The following is a 17,838-nucleotide window of genomic DNA, read 5'->3' as shown; positions in this document are numbered from 1 at the left end:
CCAGCATCGCATCCGGCGATGCTGGCGCGTTGAGGGGACCGTCCGGCGCTGAATTTAGCTTGATTGCCGAACGGGGCTATCCAGCATTAAATACTGGCAATACTCTCACGCAAAATCCGCAGCACCGTCTCTTCACCGCTGCGATTTGGGTTAATACGAATCGCGTAATGTTCGAGTTGCGGATTCGCCTGGCGAAACGTTCCGGAAAGACGGTAAAAGAGCGGCGGGATTTCATATTTCGACTCTGCACCGACCGGGTAAGGCAAGGCACCGAGCTTTTGCGCCTCTTCCAGTACTCTGGCGGCAATCGGCTGATGAAACTCCACAATCAACACCTTCGACTGCGCATTGGCAATCACCGCGCTTTTCACTTCCGCCACTGCGCCACCGTTAAGTAAAGCCAGCAACCGTTCAGATACCCCCGCCTGCACCGCGTGCATCACTGGCGCAAACACCAACCCACGCAAGACTTCCAACGCCTGAGCGCCCTGAATCTGGCTGCCGCCGGAGTAGAGCGTGGAGCGAATCCGACTAATAACATCGGCATCGCCTACCACCGCGCCAACCCCCTCCGGCCCAAACAGCTTGAAGCAGGAAAAAGTCGAGACATTTGCCCCGCATTCGCAGCCAATTCGCGCCACTTTCATCACCGCATAGTTGTCATCGGTTAATGCAGGAACGCCAGCCGAGCGCAACGTTGCCAGCACATCTGCCAGAATGTACCCGTCCTGCGGCTGCTGGCGCGTATGCTGCACCAGAGCCGCATCCGGTTGTTGCTCTTCGACGACCTGCTTAAGTGCCGACAGGTCATTGAAATTAGCAGTAATAAGCGTCAGCCCCATCTGCTCAATAATGACCTGAGTCGTCGGGTAAACAGGCGCGTCATGCACCAGAAGACGCTGCCCCGGTTTGAGCAAAGCCGCCAACGCCGCACGGATCGCGCCAGTACCCGCCCCCTGTACCAGCGCCGCAGCCTGTGCGTGAAATGCATCAGCCAGCACCTGTTCCACTCGCTGGGTAATGCGCGGTTGATTCAGCCCCGGCGTTAAGCCCAAATCCCCGCGGGTAAGAAACTCGCTGCCGGGAAAATGGCGGCAAATCGTGTCCACCAGCGCAAACTGCTTTTGCTGCGCCTCAATAAGCGTCAGGCTTTGCAGAGGAAACGTCTTCATAGGTGCCTTCCTTAAGCCGGAACGAACAAGCCAAACCAGTAAAGAACATTCAGCAGAATACCGGTGATCATTACTGCCACGACCGGTGCCGCCATTTTCTGTACCGGACGGCCCAGGGATTCGTTGAGGAAGTAAATGGCACCTGCGATAGAAAATCCGGTATAACCCGCCATTTTAATTGCTGCGAAAATCGAACCGACCAGCAACGCCACTTCCATCAGCATATTCATGGCGTTACGGATGTTATCCGACGCATTACGCACCGACGGGTAGCGCCCCAGCCATTTGCCGATCGAACGAAGCAGCAAGACTTCCGCCGAAATAACCACTGCGCCTAATACCGCTGCAACCATCGGATTCGGCGAGAGATAGCCCACCGCATAAACAAAGGTAAAGCCCGCAACTGCATATACGCCGGTGGCTAACGCGGTGGTGGCAATCAACGGCACAAAACCCAGTCCGCGCATAAATTCCGCCAGAGCTGCCTGGTTGATTAGTGTTTGCGATTGTTCCGGCGTTACGCCTGCGGAGTACGCTTTCTCCAGAGTGAAGATCGACACTTCACTACCGGCGAAAATCTTCATGCTGGCAACGGCGGCAATCAATGCTCCCACGATGGCGATATACGGTAAGTTTTTGATAATCCGTGACGTGCGTTCTTCAAACACCGAAAGCCCGCTGGCATCAATGTCATTTTCATCACGATGACGCAAGTCGTGAGTTATCGCGATCCCCAGCAGCATCACCATGCCAATAAAGATTTCGATGGATTCAGGGTTAAGATGTGGGAAATAGCGCACGACGACCACACGGGTCATCAGTACCACCACGGCGGCGATCAGACTTTGCTTCCAGCCAAACTGGTAGAAAATCGCCACCAGAGGGAACAGTGCAAAAGCTGAAACCACCGGCGAGCTTAATTCCCCCAGACTACCTAATACATCCACCGTTAGCGCGGTCAGCAGCTGGTTTACTGGCAACAGACAGGTGAGGATCAACACGCCCCAGATAGCGCCAAGACCAAACGCCATCAGGCTGTTTATCGCCAGTACGCCGAGGATATCGGTAGGAAGAAAGAGTAACCATGCGTTGAGCAGCCCGGTTTTCAGGGTAAAAGAGATCCCCACCGAGGCCACAAAACCAATGCTCAGACCAAAAGCGATACTCCCCGCCTCGCGACGGTTCATATAGCCTTCAATCAGTTGCGGCAGGATCGGGCGGATACCGTCATGAAAAACAGCCGCCGAGCGATGCGCCAGAAGCGATGTCATACCCGTCAGGCACGCCACCACGATAATCTGAATATACAGATCCATAGTCGTGCCTTTTATTTCAGATGGTTAATCAGCATCGGAATCGCGTGTTCGACATGCTCAACGGAAAGCCCAAACGCCACTTTTCCTTCAGCGATCATTTTGGCGATATGTTCGTCTTTCGCTTTAATGCCTGGTTTGGCAATGGTGCAACTTTTGTTATAGCCAATCACCGCGATGGCAATCGACAATGCCGCGCCCGCACCGGTATTACACGCGCCGATGTAGTAATCCAGTTGTCCGGATTTCACTTTCATTGCCGCTTCCATGTCGTTGTGAATGAAAACTTCAAAACAGCCAGGAGCCGTCGCTTCAATGGTTTTTTTAATCTGCTCACGCTGTAAGCCTGCAACACCAATCTTTTTCATGAGTCTGTCCTTATTGGAAAAATTGAGAGGGAGTTTCACGTAACATCACATCCACATCGGCCTGACTGAATCCTGACTGGCGCAATTGCGGAATAAAGGTGGTCAATAAATAGTCATAGCCATAACCACCGTTGGCTTTTAAATGGGAGCGGCGCGTAATATCCATCGACAGCATGACGCGGTTCAGCAACCCACGGTCACGTAGCGCATGGAGCATCGCAATGCGCTTTTCGTCCGGGTAGTAACTGTTCTTGCCGATGGTGTCGAACTGCACATACGCGCCGAGATCGATCATCTTCAAAATGTTGTCGAGGTTGTCTTTCAGATCGCAGTGACCAACGGTGACGCGCGAAAGATCAACTCCGTGGGCTTGCAACAGAGCCAGTTGTTCCAGCCCCATCGTGCTAAAAGAGGTATGTGTGGAGATCGGGCGTCCGGTCTGGTTATGTGCCAGCGCGGCGGCAATAAATACCTTCTCTTCCAGCGGCGTAATCTTCCCTTCGCTGGAACCAATCTCCGCGATAATCCCGGCTTTCAGTTCCGTGCCATCGATACCCTGTTCAATTTCATCGATCATCTCCTGCGCCAGTTCCTGCACGCTGCGGGTCGCCACATGTTCCGGGAAAAACGCGTCCTGGTAATAACCGGTGCAGGCCACCACGTTGATCCCCGTCGCGTGCATTACATCGAGCATAAATTGCGCATTGCGCCCCATGTAACGGTTGGTCATCTCAATCACATTACGCACGCCCCGGGCCATCAGGTCGTTCATCTCCTGGCAAATGAACGCATACTGATCAAGGCGGCAGTCCACGTTGTTTTTAAAGCCGGAGAGATCAATATGCAGATGCTCATGGGCGAGGGTGTAGCCCGTCGGGTCAAAACTCATAGGGTGTCTCCTGCAAACCGGAGGGAGGAAAGAAAAGAGCGACCATTTTGTGGCGGTGGCGCGCGGAAAAATTCACATACGGTAGCCCCCACATCAGAAAGCGTGGTGCGCACACCAAGCTGCGTAGCGACCATCCCTTGCTGATAAACCAGCACTGGCACCACTTCGCGGGTATGGTGGCTGTGACCAATGGTCGGATCGTTACCGTGATCCGCCATCACGACCAGGCAATCATCTGGCTGCATCGCCTCAACAAGCCGGACAAGGTTTCGGTCAACGACCTGCAAACGTTCGGCATAACGTGCGACGTCTTCTGCATGACCAGCGAGGTCGGTTTCCTGGATATTGGTACAAATAAACGCCGTCGGATGGGTGTTAAATTCGTTGAGGGTGATATCCATAATCCGCTGGCTATCCACCAGGTTTTGCCAGCTCACGCCATAAGGATTGCTGACGATATCCGCCACCTTACCCACCAGCACGGTTGGCACGCCCGCTTCATACAGTTTTTGCGGCACCTGCACTTTTTCATCAACACCGTAGCCCATATGCACGACCTGGAAGCCGTTGTCATAAGCGCCTGAACGCGGCGCATTAATGCCAATAAAGCGCCCTTCTTTACTTTCTGCGGCATCGAGAATGCGTTGACTGTCAGTTAACAGGCCGCCAAATGTAATGACCCGACCGACCTGTACCTGGTCACGCACGATACGACCAATTTTGATTGCGTCGTCAAAAGAGATCACAGAGAGATTGGCGGTAATGTTATAGACTTGGCCTAAATCCGCCTCGAGATTATCGCCAATCGCAACCGCCTGATTGACCCACAGAAATTGCAGATCATCGCCACGGCGCTCCACCTGCCAACCGGCGGATACTAATACCTGCTCAACACGGTCAATCACATCGCGAAAGGGCATCCGCAGCGGCGGTAACGGGCGCGTGCCTAAAATTTCCTGATGCCCCATAAAGGTATCGCCACCTTCATGTTGCAGCTCTGCCACGCCCCAGGTTGCGGAGTCTGACGGCTGCATATCTCCAGGCGCATAACCTAATGCGTTGATTAGCCCCATTTTCTCCAGCGTTGGTAGCTGCAAATGCGGCAGCTGGCTCAGGATGTGACCACAGGTATTCGCCCCGGCATCCTGTGGACGCACCAGCGTGACATCTTTCATTGCGCCTACGCCAAAGCTATCAATCACTAACACCACAAATCGCGCCATTACGCCCCCAGAGAGTTTCCAAGACTGTCATAACGACCGACGATTTCTGGTTCGCCACGGTGAATACCGGACAGCAACACCACATCGCTACGGGTGACAAAAATCTGCGTGCGAAAACAGAGCACTACTGCACTGCTTACCGGAAACTCGCCTGCCAGCGGCAGGGTGTAGTCGATACTGCTGTCATCCACAGTTTTGAGATTGGTTTCAGTAATCTTTTGATTTTCTGGCGTAAACACCAGCGCATGTTGCGCATGACCACGACGGTAGTAACCGCCGCCGTAGCAGTAGCTGTCGCCACGGAAATGATGGGAGATTTCACTTAACCAGAGCATCGCGATACGTTCAGGCTGATCGCCCTGCTGGTTTGCCGGAATAGTGCCCGTCAGCGCATGACCGGGTTCGGCATGAGTCACACCGTATTCCGCCAGCAATGGCAGCGAAGTGCAGCTGGTCGCAGAAGGTGCGTTCAGTTGCTCAATCGCAATACCAGATTTCGCCAGTTGATCCCGTGCCTGTATCAGCGTGTGAAGATTCGGTGTCGGCAAAACTTTCCCGGCAGCCTCATCCCAAAGCAGGCAAGGGAAATGGGTTAGTCCGGCTAAATGCAGCCCCGGCAGTTTCTTAATTTCAGCAACCACCTCGTGCAGCGAATGCTGTACAAAACCGCTCTCCTGCCCCGGATAAAGAAAATCATCGTCGCTATAAACTTTGAGCAGCACAGACTGGACCCGCCCCGCTTTCACCGCTGCCGCAGACACTTCCCGCGCTTTGGCAAGGGTAAACACGGTGATGACGTCGGTGCCCTGTTCAACGGCATCAGCAACCTGGTGACAAGGGATTTGTACCAGATGCCCCTGATGCGCCACTGGCAAACCAGCGCGGCGCATGACCCGCGCCTCTTTGTAATCCACCGCCACAATGCCGCTGTAGCCCAATGCCAGCAGTTTTTTCGCCAGCCACGGATTACGACCAAACTGCTTGGTCATCAGATACAGTTCAATGCCGTAAAGCCGCGCCGTCTCAATCAGCCGCTTACCGTTTTCCAGTATCTGATCCACGTCGATCACCCAGCTGTCCGGGGCGATCTTGCCCTTTTGCCACAAGCTTAGTGCGGCGGAAATTAGCGCCGGGTTCTGGCGTTTCAATGCTTCTACAAACATCTTGTTGCCTCGTTTCTGTTCCTTGAATTAAATATTCATTTTTTTGAATATTTAGGTTGTGCGACGTGGATTTGTCGGGAGCTTCAAACCTCTTCGTTAGCAGCCATCCATAATCCATAAAGATTAGCCAGCAAATAGCCTTCTTCACACGGGTTAACTTCCAGTGCGAATTCCTTCAACAACACCTGATGCAATTGCACAACGGCTTGCCAGTGGCTGGATTGCGCCAGCTCTACCAGCAATTCGGCGTCCAGCGGCTCTATTTCTTCACCACGGCGACTGCGCATCAGTGCGCTCGCCATATGTGTCATCGCCATCATTCCTTGCTCGCTGCGCACCGGTAGATGACACTCTGTTTCCAGTACGTTGACGACCTGCATCATGCCTTTGCAGATGTCCTTATCAATAACGCCTGTATCGCAAAGCAGGTTGAGTCTGGTTTCCATTTCAGATGCCTTTCGTTTAATAACTGGGTTCCTGTTCCCCACTGACCACTCGTTGTTGATGGGCAAGCAGGGCGTGTTTATCAACAACTGCACGCAGCAATTGTTGCATTGGGTAATCATCGACTCGCGTCAGGATCACGGCTTCGGTGGCCTGTAAAAATCGCGGATCGTCTGTGAGCGGCGTCGCTTCTAATCCCAGCATGGTCAGTTCGTTTTCCGCCACCACGTTCCAGATCACCGCATCGACATCGCCTTTAACAATGCGTTGTAAACTCTCGTGATAAGAGAGATCGACACGTTCCACATCACTATCGCCAAAAAAGACATCGGTCATGATTTTCTGATCCGCCGAACGGTTATCCAGCCCCACGCGCTTCACGTTTGCGGACTCGCTTTTACGGCAAATCAACTGGTGCTCGCCAACGTAGGTGTGCGGCCCCAACTCCAGCGCGAGGCATAAGCCTTTTTGCGTGAGATAACTTTCCGCCGCCAGTCGGGAAACAACCGCCATGTCATACACGCCGTTAAGTAAACACTCCACGCGAATATCCGCGCCGCGCATATGCGCATAGTAAAAAGGAATGCCATCGAACTGGGCTTTCAATCCGCTCGCCAGGCCTTCGTACAAACGGGTATAGGGCAAGGGCATCGCACATACCACGTTGTTGATATCCACATGAGTCAGCAATGCTTTGTTATCCATCTCGACCAGATAACTGCCATTGCGCCCACGGCGTTCAATCCGTATCGCTCCGCTTGATTCCAGCGTTTTCAACGCGGCCTGCGTCAGGCCAACGGATGAACGGCATTCAGTTGCCAGCTCATCTATGGTTTTCAGTCGATTACCGCACTTTTCACCCAACAAATAACGGGCCAGTGTCGTGATGACGACGCCTTCTTTTTTGATAAACGTTCGACGCATAGTAAATTTTCAATAAAATGAATATTTATATCTTCATAAAAATGAAGATAAGTGGCAACTGCGAGATGTGGAAACGGCGAGGCGCTTCACATTTTTTCGGATTATTACAAAAAGAGGATAAAAAAACCGGGTTTCCCCGGTTTTTGGCATTAATGTTAAATTACGGCTTCGCCACAAAACCAATCGCTTCGTACACCGCTTTTAGCGTACGGGAAGCGTGTGCGCTGGCTTTTTCCGCGCCATCTTTCATCACCTGTTGCAGGAAGGCTTCGTCATTGCGGAAACGGTGATAGCGTTCCTGCAATTCAGTCAGCATACCGGAAACGGCATCAGCCACTTCGCCTTTCAGATGACCATACATCTTGCCTTCGAACTGTTTTTCCAGTTCCGGGATGCTCTGGCCCGTTACCGCAGAAAGGATATCCAGCAGGTTGGAAACGCCCGCTTTGTTCTGCACATCGTAGCGAACTACCGGCGGCTCGTCGGAGTCGGTGACCGCGCGTTTGATTTTCTTCACCACCGATTTCGGATCTTCCAGCAGGCCGATAACGTTATTGCGGTTATCGTCAGACTTGGACATCTTTTTGGTCGGCTCCAGCAGCGACATTACGCGCGCGCCAGATTTCGGAATAAACGGCTCCGGCACTTTAAAGATCTCGCCATACAGCGCGTTAAAACGCTGGGCGATATCGCGGCTCAGTTCCAGGTGCTGTTTCTGGTCTTCACCCACCGGTACCAGATTAGTTTGATACAGCAGGATGTCCGCTGCCATCAGCACCGGATAGTCAAACAGACCAGCATTGATGTTCTCGGCATAACGCGCAGATTTATCTTTAAACTGCGTCATGCGGCTCAGTTCGCCGAAGTAGGTATAGCAGTTCAGTGCCCAGCCTAACTGCGCATGTTCCGGCACGTGGGACTGAACAAAAATGGTGCTTTTCTCAGGATCGATACCACAAGCCAGATACAAGGCCAGCGTATCCAGCGTCGCTTTACGCAGCTTCTGTGCATCCTGGCGCACGGTGATCGCGTGTTGGTCAACGATACAGTAAATGCAATGGTAGTCATCCTGCATGTTTACCCACTGACGCAGCGCACCCATGTAGTTACCAATGGTCAATTCACCTGAGGGCTGTGCGCCACTAAAAACGATGGGCTTAGTCATTTTTCGATTCCTGATTTTCGCTATGCGGAAGCCCTAATACGGGCAGAAGGTCATTTATAGACTGATAAATTACATCAGGCTGGCTGAGATCGATAGCCTCGCCGTAGTTATATCCGTAGGTTAAGCCAACTGATGGGCAACCTGCCGCTTTTGCTGCCTGAATATCATTGCGTGAGTCGCCAACAAACAGCATCTGTTGTGGAGCAATTCCCATCCGCTCAGCCACCAGTAACAGCGGATCCGGATGCGGTTTTTTGTTTTGCACATCATCACCACCAATCACCACGCTGAAGTATTTGGCGATATCTAAGGCTTCGAGCAGCGGCGCGACGAACGGCGTCGGTTTGTTGGTGACCAGACCTAGCGGCAGGCCTTTAGCCTGCAATGCGCCCAGCGTATCGGCAACGTGCGGGAACAAAAACGTCCCCTCTTCGGCAACCTCGCCATAGTAGCGATCGAACAGTTTACGCAGAATACGTACTTGTTCTTCTGCCGGAATGTCGTCATCAACGGGCGGTTTACCCATTGTTTTACGCAGAGTCGCACGTTCCTGACGCGCCCAGGTCAATGCGCGCTCCATCAGAACATCTGCGCCGTTACCAATCCAGGTTATAACGCGTTCTTCACCTGCGACGGGCAACTCCAGCGCATACAGCGCCATATCTACTGCGGTAGCCAAGCCAGGAGCACTGTCCACCAGCGTACCATCGAGATCAAAAGCGACGCCGCGAATATCTTCAAACTTATTCATGACTTACCTTTGCCAGTTCACTGCGCATTTCATCAATGACTTTTTTGTAGTCTGGCTGGTCGAAGATTGCCGAACCGGCGACGAACATATCCGCGCCCGCCGCAGCGATTTCGCCAATGTTGTTCACCTTCACGCCACCGTCCACTTCCAGTCGAATGTCAAAGCCAGACTCGTCGATACGACGACGTACTTCGCGCAGTTTATCCAGTGTTTGCGGAATGAAAGACTGACCGCCGAAACCAGGGTTGACGGACATCAGCAGGATCACATCCAGCTTATCCATCACGTAATCCAGATAGCTCAGAGGTGTCGCCGGGTTAAATACCAGACCCGCTTTACAGCCATTTTCTTTAATCAGTTGCAGCGTGCGGTCAACATGCTCGGAGGCTTCTGGATGAAAGGTAATGATGCTGGCACCAGCGGCAGCGAAATCAGGCACAATGCGATCGACCGGTTTCACCATCAGGTGTACGTCGATAGGGGCGGTAATGCCGTAGTTACGCAAGGATTTCAGCACCATTGGCCCAATCGTCAGATTGGGAACATAGTGGTTATCCATGACGTCAAAATGCACGACATCAGCGCCAGCTGCCAGGGCTTTTGCGGTATCTTCACCCAGGCGGGCAAAATCAGCCGACAGAATTGAGGGGGCAATCAAATACTGTTTCATCCGCTTCTCCTTGAGAATTATTTTTTCGCGGGTGAAACGACTCCTGGTTTGTACAAAGCCAGCAGTTCGTCCACCTTTTTACGTGTGCCGCCGTTGCTGCTTATACTGCGTCGAACTTTGACGACATGCAATTTTGCGCGCTGATACCACTCACGCGTTAACATCGTATCGTGATTGGAGATCAGCACTGGAATATGGCGATCAACCAGACCTTCGGCGATCTCCGCCAGATGCGCTTGTTGTTCAAGCGTAAAACTGTTTGTGTGATACGCCGTAAAGTTGGCGGTCGCAGACAGCGGCGCATAAGGCGGATCGCAATAGACGACGGATGCATCATCTGCGCGCGCCATGCTATCGGCGTAAGACTCACAATAGAAAAAGGCATTCTGCGCTTTTTCAGCGAAGTGATACAACTCTGCTTCCGGGAAATAGGGTTTTTTGTAGCGGCCGAACGGCACGTTAAACTCACCGCGCAGATTGTAACGACACAGGCCGTTGTAACCGTAGCGGTTCAAATATAAAAACAGTACCGCCCGACGGAACGGATCCTTGCTTTTGTTGAACTCTTCGCGGAACTGATAGTAAACCTCGGCGCAATTTGTTTCGGGAACAAACAGCTCACGTGCGGCCTGTACATACTCATCAGTACGCATCTTCACAATGTTATAGAGACTGATCAGGTCGCTATTGATATCGGCAAGGATATAACGAGAAAAGTCGGTGTTGAGAAACACCGACCCGGCACCTACAAAAGGCTCAACCAGACATTCGCCCTTGGGCAAATGCCGTTTAATATCATCAAGCAGGGGATACTTGCCCCCTGCCCACTTCAAAAAAGCGCGATTTTTCTTCATGCTGACTAACTAATTACACCTTCTCCGGCTGTGGAGAAAGCTCCGACAGCATCCAGCGCTTCAGGCAACTCCCGCGATGATAAACCATTGCAGGAGATAACCTTGATTACTTCAGATCGGCCTGTACCTGACGCAGCGGTTTCGCCCACGGGTTTTTGGCCTGGACATCGGCTGGCAAGGTAGATACCGCTTTTTTCGCCTCTTCTTTCGAAGCGTACACGCCAGAAACCAGGACATACCACGGCTGACCATTACGCGTCGTTTCATAGACAACGTAGTTTTTCAGATTCTCTTTCTTCGCCCAACCGTTCAGGTTGTCGTAGTTAGAGGAACTGCTCAGCTGCAGAGTGTAATGGCTGGACGGTGCCGATTTCAACGAACCAACATTACCTGCGGTCTTCCCTCCAGCGGCTGGTGTTGCCGTGGTTTGCGCCGGGGATGCCGTCTGTACTGGAGCCGTAGTTGCGGTCTCTTTTGGTGCTGGCGTAGAGGTCGCAGCCGGTGCCTTCGTGCTTGCCACTGGAGCAGCTGGTTCAGTACGCTTCGGCGTCTGTGCTACCGGCTTCGGCTCCGTTTTCACGGTTGCTTGCGGTTTTTTCGGTTCAATCACCGCCTGCTGGCGAGCTGGACGCGTAGTGGCCGGACGTTCAGCGGTTTGCGTTTTCGCCGTGTCACGCGATGCATTGCCATTGCGAACAGGCGCGACCGTCGCGGGTTCAGTCGGCAACGTGGAATTGACCGCCACATTATTCAACTGTTGCTGATTTTGTGGCTGGGTCAGCGCATTGTTCAGGTCACCCTGCACTTCAACACGTTGTTGACCATCCGTTGCCGCTGGGGTTTGCCCTTGAGTCGGCGTAGAAGAGATCGGCGGCAGAGAAACATCCTGCTGAGTATTTTCCGCAGACGTGGTTCCCGGCGCTGGCTGCACGCCATTCGCCTGATCGGTCGCATTGCCAGCAAGATCAATACTCTTCTCGCCAGACGCGGTTTGATCGCTGGAAGAGGTCGAGGGGGCTTTTAGCGCAGAACCGATACCGATGATCAACAGCAGGAGAACCAGAATGCCGACGCCCATCATCATATACTGACGAGAAGCGGGTTTACTGGCTACTTTTTTGCGCTTACGCGGACGACGCTCTACGCGCTCTTCATCCACGGTTTCATCTTCGGATTCGTCAATTTCTTCTTCGAGTTCCGGTTCCTCATTGCGCTCTTTTTGCACACGAGTCGGACGGCGATCGTCAGTGTCATCAAGTTCAATATCATCAAAATTGATCTGCGGTTCGCCACGTTCAGTACGCTCAGAACGTTCAGAAGATTGACGAGAACGACCAGTACGACGATCGCTGGGATCGGGTTTCAGCTCGTCTTCTGGTTTGAATTCATCCATTTAACACCCCACTAAAAGGTTAATGCTTACCACGTTGCAATTAACCTGAAGCTAATAGACCGCTTGATAAGCGGCCTGACCTTTCTTGTTGTTACGCTGATTGACAATCGGCAATGGCGTTAAGAACAAGCTCGTGCGAAACGCCGCTGCGAACTTCACTCTTACCAATTGCCAACGGAAGAATTAAGCGCATCTCTCCCGCAAGGACTTTCTTGTCACGCAGCATATGCGGTAAATACGCCTGCGCGGACATTTCGCGCGGCCCATTGACCGGTAACCCAGCCCGCGTGAGCAGGGTTATAATACGCTGCGTTTCGGCAGAACTAAACTGCCCGAGACGTTCCGACGTCCGCGCCGCCATCACCATACCCGCAGCAACCGCTTCACCGTGTAACCAATTGCCATACCCCATTTCAGCTTCAATGGCATGACCAAAGGTATGTCCCAGATTCAGTAAAGCACGTAACCCGGTTTCGCGCTCGTCGGCGGCGACAACTTCTGCCTTCAGTTCACAACAACGGCGAATACAGTACGCCATTGCCGGACCGTCCAGACGCAACAACGCATCCAGATTCTCTTCCAGCCAGTTGAAAAACGCACCGTCAAGAATAATGCCGTATTTGATGACTTCTGCCAGCCCCGACGCTAACTCACGCGGGGGAAGCGTTTTCAGACAGTCGAGATCCACCACCACTGAAGCAGGCTGGTAGAACGCGCCAATCATGTTTTTACCGAGGGGATGGTTGACCGCAGTTTTGCCGCCAACGGAGGAATCGACCTGCGACAGCAACGTCGTCGGGACTTGAATGAAACGTACACCGCGCTGATAACTCGCCGCCGCAAAGCCGGTCAGATCGCCCACTACGCCGCCGCCAAGCGCCACCAGCGTAGTATCGCGACCATGCGGCTTTTGTAACAACGCCGTAAAGACGGTATCGAGTACAGCCAGGCTTTTATACTGCTCGCCGTCAGGGAGGATAACGCTATCGACGTTAACACCCGCCTGTTCAAGTACGCCGCGGACCTTATCGAGATACAGAGGAGCCAGGGTTTCGTTGGTAACCAACATGACCTGCTCGCCCGATTTCAGCGGTAAGAATGAAGCTGGTTCATTAAACAAACCAGATGCGATGGTAATTGGGTAACTACGTTCCCCGAGAGTAACGACAATCCTCTCCATAACGCGACATCCACCTTAATTACTGTACCCGCAGACGAGTGTATATAAAGCCAGAATTAGTTGCTTTCCAGCATGTGAATAATCTGGTTTGCGACCACTTTAGCGCTTTGATCATCAGTACGAATGGTCACGTCGGCAATCTCTTCATACAGCGGATTGCGTTCATTGGCCAACGCTTCCAGAACTTCACGCGGCGGTGTTTCAACGTGCAGCAACGGGCGTTTTTTATCACGCTGCGTGCGTGCAAGTTGCTTTTCGATGGTCGTTTCAAGATAAACGACAACGCCACGTGCGGAAAGACGGTTACGCGTTTCGCGGGATTTCACAGAGCCGCCGCCAGTAGCCAGCACAATACCCTGTTTCTCGGTCAACTCATTGATGACCTTTTCTTCGCGATCGCGGAAGCCTTCTTCGCCTTCTAAATCGAAAACCCAGCCCACATCAGCTCCGGTTCGTTTCTCAATCTCTTGATCGGAATCGTAAAATTCCATATTGAGTTGTTGAGCTAACTGGCGCCCAATAGTGCTTTTTCCGGCACCCATAGGCCCAACCAGAAAGATATTGCGTTTCTCTGCCATTTTTTCGGTACTACTAAGACTATTCGTTAATGATAAACCCGCTTCGCTCAGAGAGCGCCGCAGGACATGAACTGAAACCTCATAAGATATTGCGAGAGTCAGACTGAAAATTATCTCAATACTCCAGCGGGTTTGGCAACTGAATAAATCACCCATCCCTCTGCATATCTGGTCGCTGCAAGCGCGCTGCCTTGCTACCACCGCTCTGGCGATAAATCACCGGGTAAGATTAGCGTAAAAAAGACAGCAAAATGCCGCCTGAATGATAAATCATCATCATGGAACGCAGGCAGCGAAGAGCACCAACTCTCAAATCGGTACTCCTTGTATGCTAAATACCTGCGCGCGTCAAATAGATGAAACACGTTCAGCGTAAAAACATTACCGCTTTTACGGCTGTTTACTCACTGGAAACCAGTCGTGGCGTGATAAACACCACTAACTCGCGTCGTTCATCTTCTTTTCCGTCATGACGAAATAATTGCCCGAACCAGGGAATGTCGCCAAGCAACGGTACGCTATCCTGACCCGATTTATTTTTACGGGTAAAAATGCCACCCAGCGCCAACGTTTCTCCGCTTTTGACCTCGACCTGCGTTTCGATCTCCTGCTTATCAATCGCCAGCACTTCGCCATCGGCCTGCTGTAGCACCTGCCCCGGAACGTTCTGGCTGATGTGTAATTTCAGCCGGATGCGACCTTTTTGTAACACCGTGGGCGTAACTTCCATCCCCAGGACGGCCTCTTTAAATTCCACCGACGTCGCGCCACTTTCCCCGCTGGAAACCTGATATGGAATTTCGCTCCCCTGTTTAATGCTGGCAGGCTGAAGATGTGAGGCCAGCAGACGCGGACTGGCGATAATATCCAGCTGCTGTTTTTGTTCGAGCGCGGAAAGCTCAAGATCCAGTAAACGTCCGTTGATGCGTCCAATGTTAAAACCGACATGCGTTGTCGCCGTCGCTACGGAGAGGTCGCTGCCAAGCGTGGTGACTTGCCCAACGCCACCAGCGTGTTGCGCATCAGCCAACGTCCATTTCACGCCTAACTCACGCAAACTTTTTTCATTAATGGTGACAATATGCGCCGACAGCTCAACCTGCCCGACCGGCAGATCCATTTGCGCTACCCACTGTTCAAGCGCGCTTAACGCCGTTTTGTTATCTCGCAGCAAAAGGCGATTGGTGCGTTTATCGACGGTCATACTCCCTTTGGCACTCAGTAGCTTCTCCCCCGCTTTCGCCAGTTCTCCGGCGTCGGCGTATTGCAGAGTAATATTGCGATTTTCCAGCGGCAGATTTGCCTGCGCCCGCGCCTGCTCCGCCTCCTGACGGGCGATATTGTCATTCTGCCAGGCAACGGAATGCACCGAGAGAATGTTGCCCTCCTGACGCGTTATCAGTCCGGCGCTTTTCACTACAGTTTGTAGTGCTTGCTTCCAGGGAACATCTGTTAGATGTAACGACACCGTACCGCTGACGTCTGGCGACACCACCAGGTTCAACTTCTCCTGTTCAGCCAGCGCCTGCAACACCTGAGCTACCGGAACGTCATCCACCATCAGCGTCACTTTTTGCGGCTTTGCCGCCTGTACGCCGGGTATCAGCATCAACAGTAGTGCGGCTATCCATTGCTTCATTTGTATCTCCTTGCCGTTGCCACAACCAGTGTGGCGGTTCGCAGTTTGTCCCGGTTCCCAGCGTTAGTGCGTCTGGCGTCAGCTGTAAGATCGTCCAGCCGTTTTCCAGCACATCGTTTTGCTGCACCCGTCGCCATTTTTTTTGCCCATCTTTTATTACACCGATGATGCGCTCGCCTCGCCCTACCATCCCCTGATAGCGCCACTGGCTAAGTTCGCTAATCCGGCATAGATCTTCCGGCGGTTTAAAAGGGTCACGCATACCGGTTAAAAGGCACAATGCAATACCTGCCAACAACCAGCGTTTAACCCTCATGCGGCGTCTCCAGTTGTAGCGTGAACAAAAGGTCATCACCTTCCACGCTTAACGAAAAACGGCTCACGCTGACGTTGCGCTCTGCCAGCCGTGTAAATGCCGACGGCACTGCTTCCCACAGCGTTTTCAACGCCAACTCACCTCCCTGCGCGGATGGATGCCAGTAAACCAGTTGCGCGCCGGATAACTGAAAATCCAGTGGCGAAAAGGGCAGCGTTTTTTCCTCGCTGAAGGGAGTGGTGTCTACCAGGCGATACAGTGCGGCCCACTGCTGGTGATGACTCGCCCGTAGTCGAATTAATGCGTCGCTCTCTTTCTGGTGTGTCGATGACAGAAAAATGAGCGTAACTAACATCATCAACCAGAATGCCCAGCAAAGCTGGCGGAGGCGGGGTGATGTGGCGAACCACCAGTCAAAGAGCATGTCCATCGCTAACCTTCCTTGTTAACTGATACTCAAATTGCCAGCGTCCCTGCGCATCCTGCTGCGTGGCCCCCCGCTGATTGAGATGAAAAGAAGCATCCTGGCGGAGTGACGTTTCCAGCGAGTTTAACGCGGTAATGCTTGTTGTCAGCCCCTTGATCTCCAGCGTTCCCTGCTGCCAGCTTATCGTTGTCAGCCAGGCATGTTCGGGTAAAAGCGCCGCCAGTGCTTCCAGCGCAGATTGCCAGTCGCGGGTAAATTGTCGCTGGCGCTGCCTTTGCAAACGCTGTTCGCGTAACTGCTGGCGTTCCAGCAAACGTGGTTTCGTTATCTGTAAGCTGCGGGCGAGTTGTTGTTCCGCCTGAAGCAAAACGGTGTCTACGCGTGCTTCGGCGTTGCTTGTCAGACGCAGTATTAGCGTTATCCCGACAGCCAGCAGCAGAGGCGCAACGAACATCAGCAACCAGAAACGAAGAAAAGCGGTCCGGCGTTGCTGTCGCCAGGGCAAAAAATTAATTGGCGGGTTCATCAGTACACCTTCCCAAGCGCCAGCCCCAGCGCGATGGCAAAGTCTCCACCTGGCGGAGGTAGCGGCGGCTGACGAACAGAAACCGCCTCCCAGGGGTCAAATCCGCCTTCGCCACATAGCGCGACGCTTTCGGGATCAACGCATAACGCTGCCGCCAGCTCCTTCGCGCTAGTCATCCCTACCGCCAGTTTGCGCCCCCAGCTATAGCGCGTCGCCCACAGCCACTGTTCGTTATCACGCCAGGCCAGACATTGCTGATGAGAAGGTAAAAAAGGCAGGAATCGCTGTAATGCACTGGCATCCGGGGTGATCGCGCTAACATGAACACGCAACCTTTCTGCCAGAGTAAGCAGCGTTGCCAGCTCTTTGCTTTGCGCGGCAGTCACGTTATAGGCGGGACTGAGTGAGTCTTCGCTGTAATCGAAGCGCAGGGAGTCCGGATCCATATCCAGCTCGCGGGCCATCGTCCCGGACAGCCAGGCCGTTTGCTCCCGCTCACCAAGGGACATCGACGGGCGTGGAAATGACCGCTGTAATGTGCGACTGGCGGGAAATGCCAACATAATGTGATGACGCTGCGGCAGTTCGCGACTCCACGGTAACAACGTTTTAGCCAGCCGCTGTGCATCGACAATCCGCCCATCTTTGATTATGTCGTTCTCCAGCGGCAACCGCCACCAGCGTTGCAAAAAGCATTCTTTTGTGCCCCGCACGATAGCAACCGCTACCGCTTCTTGCTGTTGTAAATGCAAACCAATTTGCCAGATCTTAAATGCCATTGTGATGATCTCCTTATCACCCGTCACTCTGACGGGTATATCAATGCGTCTGGCTTGCCTTTAT

20 protein-coding genes are annotated in these 17,838 nt (G+C 52.9%); all 20 read right to left on the bottom strand.

Annotated elements, in window-relative coordinates; all coding sequences use genetic code 11:
* Window positions 1–86 precede the first annotated feature (86 nt).
* The 20 genes from ACJHYR_RS09885 to hofM all read right to left on the bottom strand — a co-directional run bounded on the left by ACJHYR_RS09885 (window position 87) and on the right by hofM (window position 17,774).
* Window positions 87–1,172: an aminotransferase class I/II-fold pyridoxal phosphate-dependent enzyme gene (locus ACJHYR_RS09885; RefSeq protein WP_000847202.1), complete on the bottom strand. Its 1,086-nt coding sequence runs from the start codon at window positions 1,170–1,172 to the stop codon at window positions 87–89.
* 11 nt (window positions 1,173–1,183) lie between these two features.
* On the bottom strand, window positions 1,184–2,488 hold the full coding sequence (locus ACJHYR_RS09880; RefSeq protein ID WP_072837414.1) for a YhfT family protein: 1,305 nt from the start codon (window positions 2,486–2,488) through the stop codon (window positions 1,184–1,186).
* An 11-nt stretch (window positions 2,489–2,499) separates the two neighbouring features.
* Complete coding sequence (locus ACJHYR_RS09875) at window positions 2,500–2,853, bottom strand: DUF2620 domain-containing protein (protein WP_000719728.1); 354 nt, start codon at window positions 2,851–2,853, stop codon at window positions 2,500–2,502.
* Window positions 2,854–2,863: 10 nt separating this feature from the next.
* Window positions 2,864–3,742, bottom strand: a complete 879-nt coding sequence (locus ACJHYR_RS09870; RefSeq protein ID WP_000006979.1) for a phosphotriesterase-related protein — start codon at window positions 3,740–3,742, stop codon at window positions 2,864–2,866.
* Window positions 3,739–4,965, bottom strand: coding sequence for a phosphopentomutase (locus ACJHYR_RS09865; RefSeq protein ID WP_000090641.1), 1,227 nt, complete (start codon window positions 4,963–4,965; stop codon window positions 3,739–3,741). The genes ACJHYR_RS09870 and ACJHYR_RS09865 overlap by 4 nt, the downstream gene beginning before the upstream one ends.
* The gene (locus ACJHYR_RS09860; protein ID WP_000497323.1) at window positions 4,965–6,128 is read right to left on the bottom strand and encodes a YhfX family PLP-dependent enzyme; all 1,164 of its coding nucleotides are present in this window, start codon (window positions 6,126–6,128) and stop codon (window positions 4,965–4,967) included. The genes ACJHYR_RS09865 and ACJHYR_RS09860 overlap by 1 nt, the downstream gene beginning before the upstream one ends.
* 83 nt (window positions 6,129–6,211) lie before the next feature.
* Window positions 6,212–6,574 carry a hypothetical protein gene (locus tag ACJHYR_RS09855; RefSeq protein WP_001586336.1) on the bottom strand — a complete coding sequence of 121 codons (363 nt, stop codon included), beginning with the start codon at window positions 6,572–6,574 and terminating at the stop codon, window positions 6,212–6,214.
* A gap of 16 nt (window positions 6,575–6,590) precedes the next feature.
* On the bottom strand, window positions 6,591–7,496 hold the full coding sequence (gene yhfZ, locus ACJHYR_RS09850; protein WP_072837413.1) for a GntR family transcriptional regulator YhfZ: 906 nt from the start codon (window positions 7,494–7,496) through the stop codon (window positions 6,591–6,593).
* A 160-nt stretch (window positions 7,497–7,656) separates the two neighbouring features.
* Window positions 7,657–8,661 (bottom strand): tryptophan--tRNA ligase, encoded by a 1,005-nt coding sequence (gene trpS / locus ACJHYR_RS09845; RefSeq protein ID WP_000165552.1) that lies wholly within the window; start codon window positions 8,659–8,661, stop codon window positions 7,657–7,659.
* Window positions 8,654–9,412, bottom strand: coding sequence for a phosphoglycolate phosphatase (gene gph, locus ACJHYR_RS09840; protein WP_059327754.1), 759 nt, complete (start codon window positions 9,410–9,412; stop codon window positions 8,654–8,656). The genes trpS and gph overlap by 8 nt, the downstream gene beginning before the upstream one ends.
* Window positions 9,405–10,082 carry a ribulose-phosphate 3-epimerase gene (gene rpe, locus ACJHYR_RS09835; protein WP_000816280.1) on the bottom strand — a complete coding sequence of 226 codons (678 nt, stop codon included), beginning with the start codon at window positions 10,080–10,082 and terminating at the stop codon, window positions 9,405–9,407. The genes gph and rpe overlap by 8 nt, the downstream gene beginning before the upstream one ends.
* A gap of 17 nt (window positions 10,083–10,099) precedes the next feature.
* Window positions 10,100–10,936: an adenine-specific DNA-methyltransferase gene (gene dam, locus ACJHYR_RS09830; protein WP_000742139.1), complete on the bottom strand. Its 837-nt coding sequence runs from the start codon at window positions 10,934–10,936 to the stop codon at window positions 10,100–10,102.
* A 106-nt stretch (window positions 10,937–11,042) separates the two neighbouring features.
* Window positions 11,043–12,329 (bottom strand): cell division protein DamX, encoded by a 1,287-nt coding sequence (gene damX, locus ACJHYR_RS09825; RefSeq protein ID WP_000343227.1) that lies wholly within the window; start codon window positions 12,327–12,329, stop codon window positions 11,043–11,045.
* Window positions 12,330–12,420: 91 nt separating this feature from the next.
* A complete protein-coding gene (gene aroB / locus ACJHYR_RS09820) occupies window positions 12,421–13,509 on the bottom strand; it encodes a 3-dehydroquinate synthase (protein WP_000439850.1) in 1,089 nt (362 codons plus the stop codon).
* 56 nt (window positions 13,510–13,565) lie between these two features.
* Window positions 13,566–14,087, bottom strand: a complete 522-nt coding sequence (gene aroK / locus ACJHYR_RS09815; protein WP_000818618.1) for a shikimate kinase AroK — start codon at window positions 14,085–14,087, stop codon at window positions 13,566–13,568.
* A gap of 400 nt (window positions 14,088–14,487) precedes the next feature.
* Window positions 14,488–15,726, bottom strand: a complete 1,239-nt coding sequence (gene hofQ, locus ACJHYR_RS09810; protein ID WP_000815995.1) for a DNA uptake porin HofQ — start codon at window positions 15,724–15,726, stop codon at window positions 14,488–14,490.
* Entirely contained in the window at window positions 15,638–16,042 is a 405-nt protein-coding gene (gene hofP / locus ACJHYR_RS09805; RefSeq protein WP_001264137.1) for a DNA utilization protein HofP, read from the bottom strand. The genes hofQ and hofP overlap by 89 nt, the downstream gene beginning before the upstream one ends.
* On the bottom strand, window positions 16,032–16,472 hold the full coding sequence (gene hofO, locus ACJHYR_RS09800; protein WP_000367370.1) for a DNA utilization protein HofO: 441 nt from the start codon (window positions 16,470–16,472) through the stop codon (window positions 16,032–16,034). Before hofO ends, hofP begins: the two co-directional genes overlap by 11 nt.
* Entirely contained in the window at window positions 16,456–16,995 is a 540-nt protein-coding gene (gene hofN / locus ACJHYR_RS09795; RefSeq protein ID WP_001069326.1) for a DNA utilization protein HofN, read from the bottom strand. The genes hofO and hofN overlap by 17 nt, the downstream gene beginning before the upstream one ends.
* Entirely contained in the window at window positions 16,995–17,774 is a 780-nt protein-coding gene (hofM, locus tag ACJHYR_RS09790) for a DNA utilization protein HofM (protein ID WP_001306315.1), read from the bottom strand. Before hofM ends, hofN begins: the two co-directional genes overlap by 1 nt.
* Window positions 17,775–17,838 lie beyond the last annotated feature (64 nt).

This window comes from Escherichia sp. WS1450, from assembly GCF_046487395.1.
GTDB lineage: Bacteria > Pseudomonadota > Gammaproteobacteria > Enterobacterales > Enterobacteriaceae > Escherichia > Escherichia coli.
The sequence above is the reverse complement of the archived record's forward strand: the minus strand, read 5'-3'. Positions and strand labels throughout refer to the sequence as shown.